The 8560-nt window shown below is 69.4% G+C and carries 9 protein-coding genes; 4 read left to right on the plus strand and 5 right to left on the minus strand.

What is annotated here, in order from left to right:
- Nucleotides 1-66: 66 nt before the first annotated feature.
- The 5 genes from B7Z76_RS07870 to B7Z76_RS07890 all read right to left on the minus strand — a co-directional run bounded on the left by B7Z76_RS07870 (nt 67) and on the right by B7Z76_RS07890 (nt 3874).
- Nucleotides 67-714: a peroxiredoxin gene (locus B7Z76_RS07870; protein WP_174504259.1), complete on the minus strand. Its 648-nt coding sequence runs from the start codon at nt 712-714 to the stop codon at nt 67-69.
- Between the two features lie 149 nt (nt 715-863).
- On the minus strand, nt 864-1751 hold the full coding sequence (locus B7Z76_RS07875; protein ID WP_174504258.1) for an S-methyl-5'-thioadenosine phosphorylase: 888 nt from the start codon (nt 1749-1751) through the stop codon (nt 864-866).
- The gene (locus B7Z76_RS07880) at nt 1748-2479 is read right to left on the minus strand and encodes a cytochrome c1 (RefSeq protein ID WP_174504257.1); all 732 of its coding nucleotides are present in this window, start codon (nt 2477-2479) and stop codon (nt 1748-1750) included. The genes B7Z76_RS07875 and B7Z76_RS07880 overlap by 4 nt, the downstream gene beginning before the upstream one ends.
- Complete coding sequence (locus tag B7Z76_RS07885) at nt 2479-3663, minus strand: cytochrome b N-terminal domain-containing protein (RefSeq protein WP_291343181.1); 1185 nt, start codon at nt 3661-3663, stop codon at nt 2479-2481. The genes B7Z76_RS07880 and B7Z76_RS07885 overlap by 1 nt, the downstream gene beginning before the upstream one ends.
- A gap of 1 nt (nt 3664) precedes the next feature.
- Nucleotides 3665-3874, minus strand: coding sequence for a hypothetical protein (locus B7Z76_RS07890; protein WP_174504255.1), 210 nt, complete (start codon nt 3872-3874; stop codon nt 3665-3667).
- Between the two features lie 116 nt (nt 3875-3990).
- Between B7Z76_RS07890 and hemF the strand changes: the two genes are divergently transcribed.
- The 4 genes from hemF to B7Z76_RS07910 all read left to right on the plus strand — a co-directional run bounded on the left by hemF (nt 3991) and on the right by B7Z76_RS07910 (nt 8465).
- Nucleotides 3991-4911 carry an oxygen-dependent coproporphyrinogen oxidase gene (gene hemF, locus B7Z76_RS07895; protein WP_236656528.1) on the plus strand — a complete coding sequence of 307 codons (921 nt, stop codon included), beginning with the start codon at nt 3991-3993 and terminating at the stop codon, nt 4909-4911.
- 18 nt (nt 4912-4929) lie between these two features.
- Entirely contained in the window at nt 4930-6915 is a 1986-nt protein-coding gene (locus B7Z76_RS07900; RefSeq protein ID WP_174504254.1) for a DUF2075 domain-containing protein, read from the plus strand.
- Nucleotides 6916-7024: 109 nt separating this feature from the next.
- The gene (locus B7Z76_RS07905; protein ID WP_201712628.1) at nt 7025-7570 is read left to right on the plus strand and encodes a 2,4'-dihydroxyacetophenone dioxygenase family protein; all 546 of its coding nucleotides are present in this window, start codon (nt 7025-7027) and stop codon (nt 7568-7570) included.
- A 160-nt stretch (nt 7571-7730) separates the two neighbouring features.
- The gene (locus B7Z76_RS07910; protein WP_236656431.1) at nt 7731-8465 is read left to right on the plus strand and encodes a hypothetical protein; all 735 of its coding nucleotides are present in this window, start codon (nt 7731-7733) and stop codon (nt 8463-8465) included.
- The last annotated feature ends 95 nt before the right edge of the window (nt 8466-8560 follow it).

An 8560-nucleotide genomic window follows, 5' to 3' on the forward strand; every position in this document is an offset into this window, starting at 1 on the left:
TCGCGATAGCGGACTATCATGCAACCATTGTGACAGTGGCATGAAGCTTTCATGACAGCGAGGGACTCAGCTCGCCGAGGGGAGTTTCGGCTGCTTCACCATCCGCAGATAGGGCTTGAGCGTGCGGAAGCCCTCGGGGAAGCGCTGCTTCGCCTCGTCGTCGGAGAGGGAGGGGACGATGATGACGTCCTGACCGTCGGTCCAGTTGACCGGGGTGGCGACCTTGTAGCCGTCGGTGAGCTGGAGGGCGTCGATCACGCGGAGGATTTCCGCGAAATTGCGGCCCGTCGCCGGCGGGTAGGTCATGATCAGGCGGATCTTCTTCTGCGGGTCGATGATGAAGACCGAGCGGACCGTCACGGTGGGGTCGGCCGCGGGGTGGATCATGTCGTAGAGGGTGGAGACCTTGCGGTCATGGTCGGCGATGACCGGGAAGTTGAGCTTCTGGCCCTGGGTTTCCTCGATATCGGCGGCCCAGCCCTTGTGGTTCTCGCCAGTGTCGACCGAGAGGCCGACGGGCTTGACGTTGCGCTTGCGCCACTCCGGCATCAGGCGCGCGGCCTCGGCCAGCTCGGTGGTGCAGACCGGGGTGAAATCCTTCGGGTGGCTGAACAGGATGCCCCAGGACGAGCCGAGATAGTCGTGGAAGTTCAGGCGCCCCTCGGAGCTGTCCTGTTCGAAATCCGGCGCGATCTGGCCGAGTTGCAGAGCCATGATGGTGTTCCTTCATCGCTGGTGGCGTGGGACGTGGCCGCGCGGCGGGCCGGCGGCGCTGGCCGACACATAGGTCGGGATGCGGTGCTGCGCAAAGGCCGCGCCGCGCGGGGGGTGTTTCCGCGCGGGTTACCCCCGCGCGGGGCGGGTCACCCGAGGACGCGGCCGGCGACGGCGTCGAGCCTGGCGACGAGGTCGGGGTCGCGCGCGGCGGGGGCGGTGATGATCGCGTGGTCGAGCGCGTGATCGCAGCCGGCGGTGCAGGCGGGGCGGGCGGCGCCGAGGCCGGGGACGACGGCGCGGACCAGGGCGCGGGCGCGGTCGGCATTGCCGAGCAGCACCTTGACCACCTGCTCGACCGTAACCGCCTCGTGATCCTCGTGCCAGCAATCATAGTCGGTGACCATCGCCACGGTCGCGTAGCAAAGCTCGGCCTCGCGGGCGAGCTTGGCCTCGGGCATGTTGGTCATGCCGATCACCGAGCAGCCCCAGGAGCGGTAGAGATGGCTTTCCGCCTTCGTCGAGAATTGCGGGCCTTCCATCGCGAGATAGGTGCCGCCGCGGGTCACCGGCAGGTCGAGCGCGCGGGCGGAGCGTTCCAGCGCGTCGCCCAGCCGGGCGCAGACCGGTTCGGCCACCGAGACATGGGCGACGCAGCCGGCACCGAAGAAGCTTTTCGCGCGGGCGAAGGTGCGGTCGATGAACTGGTCGACGATGACGAAATGGCCGGGCGGCAGATCCTCGCGCAGGCTGCCGACGGCGGACATCGAGAGGATGTCGGTCACGCCGGCGCGTTTCAGCGCGTCGATATTCGCGCGGTAATTCAGGTCGGTCGGCGAGAGCTTGTGGCCGCGGCCGTGGCGCGGCAGGAACACCACCGACACGCCTTCGAGCGTGCCGAACATCAGCTCGTCCGACGCCTCGCCCCAGGGCGTGGCGACACGCTCCCAGCGCTTGTCCTCGATCCCCTCGATGTCATAGAGGCCGGAGCCGCCGATGACGCCGATGACCGGGCGGCGGGGTTCGGCCGGGCTCATGCGCGCCTCCGGCCGAGGGCGACGGCGCCGACCAGGCCCAGCACCAGCAGGAACAGGATGGCGGCAATGCCGTCGATCCGGCGGTCGTCGCGATGGGGATCGGCGGTCCAGGCGAGGAAGGCGGCGACGTCGTGCGCCATCTGCGCCTCGTCCAGCTGCTTGCCGTCGGCCAGCGTCACCGAGCCGGGCTTCAGCGCCGGGGCCATCGCGATCTGCCCGCCGGGGAAGGCGATGTTGTAATGATGATCGGGCAGCAGCGTGAGGTTCGGCGGGGCGGCGCGGTAGCCGAGCAGCAGCGCCTGGACATAGGCCGCACCGTTGGGGCGGCCGGCCTCGAACAGCGAGAGATCGGGCGGCAGGGCGCCGTGATTGGCCGCTTTCGCGGCCGCAGCGTCGGCATAGGACCAGGTCATGGCGGCGGAGGGCGTCGCCTTGACCATGTGCGGCTTGCCGTCGGCGCCGGTGCCATCCGGCTGGCTGATCTGCGCGGTGATGGCGGCGATATCCTTTTCGGACAGGCCGATGCCGCCGAGATCGCGGTAATGCACGAGGCTGAGCCCGTGGCAGCTCGCGCAATCGGCGCGGTAGACCGCGAAGCCGGCTTGCAGCGTCGCGTTGTCATAGCTGCCGAGGGGCGACAGGAAGCCGAAGCCGGGCCCCTTGGCCAGTGCCGGGCCGGCGGCAAGCAGCGCGCCGGCGGTGAGACAGAGGGCGAGCAGGCGCCGCATCAGGCAGTCCTCCGCGAATGGGACGCCGCTGTGTCGCGCGGGGTTTCCAGCATGGTGACCAGCGGCGTGATGATGAGGAAATGGGCGAAGGCGTAGGTGGTCGCGAGTTCGGCGACGGTGGTCCAGAGCCCGCCGGTTGCGGCGGCGGCGATGCCGAGCAGCACGAGATCGACCGCGAGCAGGACCAGGAAGCCGGCATAGACCGGACGCTGGCGGCAGCTTCCCACCGCGCCGCGGTCGAGCCAGGGCAGCGCGCCGAGCAGCAGGAAGGCGGCCACGGTGAGCAGCGTGCCGCCGCCCGGCGAGCCGGCGACGCGGGCGAAGCCGTGGAAGACCAGCAGGTACCACGGCGGCGTCACCTGCACCGGGATCGCCAGCGCTGCCGGCAGAACCGGGGTGCGCGGCGTGCCGAGGCCGGGGTCGAGGACGAGGATCGCGGCGAAGAGCAGCGCGAAGACCAGGAAGGCGGTGAAGTAGCGCCTTGCCTGGGCGGCGCGGGGCGTCATCATCCGCGGATCGGGGCTGGCGATGCCATCCGGATGGGCGGGCGGGGCGGCGCGCGAGGCTATGACGGTCAGGGTGGCGATCAGCAGGACGAGAAAGCCGATCGCCTCATGCGCCATCGCGACTCGCGGCGCGGTGGCGGCATTGAGCACAGCGCCGCCGAGAAAGGCCGGGCCAACCAGGTGGCCGAACAGCGGGATGGCGGCGAGATGCGCGGCCATCGCCAGCAGCGCGCCATGGGCGGCGGGGCTGCCCGTCATCGCGAAGCCGAGAAAGCCGACCGCCATGCAGGCGAAGAGGCGGAGGATCTCGACGATCCAGGCGAATTCGCGGCCGTTGCGGTAGGTACCGTAGAAGGCGCCGCGGAACAGCTCGATGAAGAGCACGCCGAACAGCATGGTGGTGCCGACGCGGTGCAGGTCGCGGATCAGCCAGCCATAGGGGACGTTGCGGGTGTAGTCCGCGATCGAGATCGCGGCACCGGACAGGCTCGGCTGGTAGGCGAGGCCGAGCCAGATGCCGGAGAGCGTCAGCACCGCGAGGGCGACGCCGACCAGCGGGCCGACCGACCAGGACAGCGGCTGGCCAGTGGGGACCAGCGCCTCGCTCCAGTGGCGGCGATAGGCGGCGCAGAGCGGCAGGCGGGCTTCGAGCCAGCCTTGTGTCGGGTTCGTGCTCATCTCAGCGCAGCCGGTTCATCATGGCGTGGGGCACCGGGGCAGCACCCGACGCCTCGTGCGTGCGCGAGGGCGCGAGGGCCGAGGCGAAGCACCACAGCAGCACGGCGAGGCCCATCAGCGAAATGGTGGCAAACAGGATCCGGGCGAAATCCTGCCGACCGTCATTGTGTTCCCCGGCGCTGGACGCGCCGGATGCGGCAACCGCAGCCATGAGTTGTCTCCCTTCGAGCTGTCGCCTGTGGATGACGGCAAACCGTGGAAAATTCAATCCCGTAACGGCGCGCGGACACGCTGGAAGGGCCGCGGCGATGATGTAATATGACGGGTATGACAGATATGCATGCGCCATCCGCACCGCCCCCCCCTGCCCCGCCGCCCGCGCACGAGGCGCTGAAGCCGGCGGCGAGCGACTGGTTTCGCACGCTGCGCGACCGGATCTGCGCCGCGTTCGAGGCGATCGAGGACGCGCATGGCGGGATGCTGGCGGACCGCGCGCCGGGCCGCTTCGTCCGCACGCCGTGGACGCGCACGCCGGACGGGCAGAACCGGCTGGAGGGCGGCGGCGAGATGAGCCTGATGCGCGGCCGGGTGTTCGAGAAGGTCGGGGTGAACATCTCGGTGGTGGGCGGCGCGTTCAGCACGGAGTTCGCGAAGAACATCCCCGGCGCGGCGGAGGACCCGCGCTTCTGGGCGGCGGGGATCAGCCTGGTCGCGCACATGCACTCGCCGCGGGTGCCGGCGGCGCACATGAACACGCGCATGATCGTGACGACGAAGGGATGGTTCGGCGGCGGCGGCGATCTGACCCCGTTGCAGCCGGGAACCGAGGCGGCGAAGGAGGACGCGGCGCTGTTCCATGACGCGTTCCGGGCGGCGTGCGAAAACTACGACCCCGATTACTATCCGCGCTTCAGCAAATGGTGCGACGAGTATTTCTACCTGCCGCATCGCGGTGAGACGCGGGGTGCGGGGGGGATTTTCTACGATTACCTGGAGACCGAGCCGGATCGGCATTTCGCCTTTACCCGCGATGTCGGCCTCGCGTTTCTCGAATCCTATCCCGCGATCGTGCGGCGGCGGATGGACGAGGCGTGGACGCCGGAGGAACGCGAGGCGCAGCTGGTGCGGCGGGGGCGGTATGTCGAGTTCAACCTGCTCTATGACCGCGGCACCACCTTCGGGCTGAAGACCGGCGGCAATACCGAGGCGATCCTGATGAGCATGCCGCCTGAGGTCAAATGGCCGTGAAAGCGGCGTGAAGGCGCCGTGAGGGCGTGGTGGTCCGGCACGGCGGGAGAACTCGCCGCGGCGGCGCCGGAGGCGGTGATCGGCGCCCTCGCCCGAAGGCTGGTCGAGACCCATACGCTCAACCATGAGGAGCAGATCCGCGCCTGGCGGGCGCAGCTGCCGATCCTGACCGCTTCACTGGCAGGGTGCGGGGGCTGGCGGGTGTTGCTGGAATACCCGCTGATCCGGCTGGGGCGGCGGATCGATGCCGTTGTGCTGGGAGAGCGCGGGATTTTCGTGCTCGAATTCAAGATCGGGGCGGCGCGGTTCGCCAATGCCGACCGGTTGCAGGTCGAGGATTACGCGCTCGACCTGTTCGATTTTCACGCGGAAAGCCGGCGCCATCCGATCGTGCCGGTGCTGGTCGCCCCCGACGCGCCCGCGCGCGCCGTGACCCCGCCGCTGCTGGCGCAGCCGATCATGCCGGTGATGGAGGCGAATGCCGCATCGCTCGGCGGGCTGATCGCGGCGACCGAGGCGATGCTGCCGGCGCCGGCGGCGACGATCGACGCGGCGACCTGGGAGGCGGGGGCGTATCGGCCGGTGCCGACCATCGTCGAGGCGGCAACCATGCTCTATCGCCGGCACGGGGTGGAGGAGATCGCGGCGGCGCGGGCGGATGTGAGCAACCTGACGCGGACGACCGAGGCGATCGGCCGCGCGGTCGACCGGGCGCTGGCAGCGGGCGAGCGGGTTGTTGTGTTCGTCACCGGGATTCCGGGCGCGGGCAAGACGCTGTGCGGGCTGAACACGATGTTTCGCAGCGCCGCACCTGCCGCGTTCCTGACCGGCAACCTGCCGCTCGTGCATGTGCTGCGCGAGGCGCTGGCGCGGGATGCGAAGGGGCCCGGCATGTCGCTGCGGGCGGCGAACCACCGGCTGGACAGCGCGATTCAGCCGCTGCTCGGCTTTCTGCGCGACAACGTGCCGCGGGCGGCGGCGCCGCATGAGCGGGTGATCGTGTTCGACGAGGCGCAGCGGGCATGGGACGCGGCTTTCGGGCAGCGCAAGTTCCAGCTCGATGATAGCGAGGCCGGGCTGTTTCTCGACATCATGGCGCGGCACGAGGGCGGGGCGGCGATTGTCGCGCTGGTGGGCAATGGGCAGGAGATCAATACCGGCGAGGCGGGGCTGGCCTCGTGGGGCGAGGCGCTGGCGCGGCGGCCGGGCTGGCGGATTGTCGGGCCGGACGGGGTGATCGGCCATCCCGATCCGGCGCGACGGCTGGCGGATGCGGCGCCGGCGGGGATGGAGATCGATCCGGCACTGCATCTCGATGTCAGTGTGCGGCAGGTGCGCTCGGCCGCGGCCGCCGCGTGGATCGACGCCGTGCTGGACGGACAGGCGGAAGTGGCGGCGGGGATCGCTGCTGCCGCGGGCGGGGTGCCGTTCCGGATCACGCGGTCGCTCGACGCGATGCGGGCGGCGCTGCGGGGGGCCTCGCGCGGGACGCGGCGGGCCGGGCTCGTGTGCAGTGCCGGGGCGAAGCGGCTGCGGGCGGAGGGGCTGTCGGCCGATTTTCCGCATATGGACCGGCAGGCGGTGGCGAGCTGGTTCCTCAATGCCTGGCCGGACGTGCGCGCCTCGGACGCGCTGGAGGCGCCGGCGACGCAATATGCCTGCCAGGGGCTGGAGATCGATAATGTCGGCCTGTGCTGGGGCGGGGACCTGATCCGCCCGCCTGCCGGCGAGGCGTGGCGCGCGCGGCGGTTTCGCGGCACGCGGTGGGAGGAGATCCGCCATGAGGAGGCCGCGTCGTGGCAGGTGAATACCTATCGGGTCCTGCTCTCCCGGGCGCGGTATGAGACGGTGATTTTTGTTCCGCCCGGCGATGCGGGGGACGGGACAAGGCCGCCGGCGGAGTTCGACCGGATCGCGGCGTTTCTGGCGGCGGCGGGCGCGGCCCCGCTGGCGGAGGTCGGGAATGCGCGGGCGGAGACCCCTGCCCTGCTGGCTCCGGGCTAATGCGAACTGCTTGCTCCGGGCTGATGCGCCCGGCGGGCGCTGGCTGGGGCGCGGAATTGCGGTACACTCGATTCCGTGATGCGGCGCGGGCCGCGAGGGAGAAGCAACGATGGATGTGAACGAGGCCGGCGCCGTGCCGGATATGAGCAAGGTCGCGTATCAGCTGCCGCAGCCGGGCGGGATGCTGGCGGATATATTCGTCGGCGGCGGGATCGATCTCGATGGCGGCGATCCGCGCGAATGGGTGCCGCAGACGGCGGATGTGTCGTTCCGGCCGCTTATCCTGTGCGTGAGCCAGGGCTATTACATCAATATCCTGCGGGTGCGGGCGGCGGGCGTGCTGTCGCGGCATCGGCATAGCGGGCCGGTGCATGCCTTCACCCTGCGCGGCACCTGGCGGTATCTGGAGCATGACTGGGTTGCCAATGCCGGCGACTACGCCTTCGAGCCGCCGGGCGAGACGCATACGCTGGTGGTGCCCGAAGGGGTGGACGAGATGGCGACGCTGTTTCACGTCACTGGCGGCTATACCTATGTCGATCCCTACGGCAAGGCGCTCGGCTATGAGGACGTGTTCACCAAGCTGGCGGCGGCACGGCGGCATTACGAGGCGGTCGGGCTTGGGGCGGCTCATGCCGATCGATACCTGCGCTGAGGCTTATGCCGATTGGGGGGCGGTAGGGAAACACGCCGCTATCAGTACTTTAGGCCGGGTTCATGAAGTAACGCCTTAATCGCACACGGTTAAGGCGAATCTTTTCATTAATTGATATTTTTAGTTGTTGTTTAGATAAATCTGGTGTTAATTTTCCGCAATGAGTTACGAGGTCGCACAGCCTGACGAGCGGATGAGCATCGGCAATCCAAATCTGATGTCGTGGCGGGCCATGGGCGCGCTGGTGGCGGTGCGGCAGGAGGTGTCGCGCCGGCTGCGCGAGACGCCGGACATGCTGAGCGTTCTGGCCGCCGTGGTGATCGCCGGGGCGACGCTCTGGTCCGGTGCGGAGCTGAGCGGGCTGACGAGCGACGCCATCGCGCTGAGCATCGCCCCGGTGGCGGTGGCGCCGCAATCGGGCGGGACCGGCAAGGCGTTCTGCCAGATGCCGGCGGGCGGCGCGGCCAGCGACTGGGCGTTTCCCGCCTATGCCTGCGGCACCAACGGCATCGCCGGGCCGGACGGGCCGGTGAGTGCGGCGCCGTTCACCGATGGACGGATGATCGTGGAGTCGCGCTATGGATCATCGTCGATCTATGCGGTGATGATGGCCAATACCGGCAGTTTCGCCGGGCCCGGCGCGAGCGGGGCGGAGTTCCGCGACGGCTATGCGTTCAACCACGGCTTCATCGTGGCGAGCGGGCTTTCGGTCACCGCCCTGTCGCGCCAGTGCGAGGCTGGGTTCAGCCCGGCGCCGCCGACGATCGACAATCCCGCCCCGTTCGGCGCGGGGCAGGCGAGCTACGCGCCCGGCACCCCGGCGATGACGCCGGAGGGCGGGTTCGTCTGCGGCAACAGCCACATCCTCGACGGCGATCTCGACCTGCCGGACTAGGTTCTGTACCTATTGCCATGACTACGGGGCGTCTGATTCAAGTCTGTTTGGAGGACTTGGAACATGGCGGAACTTTTCTGGCTGAACGACACGCA

Origin of the sequence: Acidiphilium sp. 20-67-58 (assembly GCF_002255515.1) — a bacterium.
Lineage (GTDB): Bacteria > Pseudomonadota > Alphaproteobacteria > Acetobacterales > Acetobacteraceae > Acidiphilium.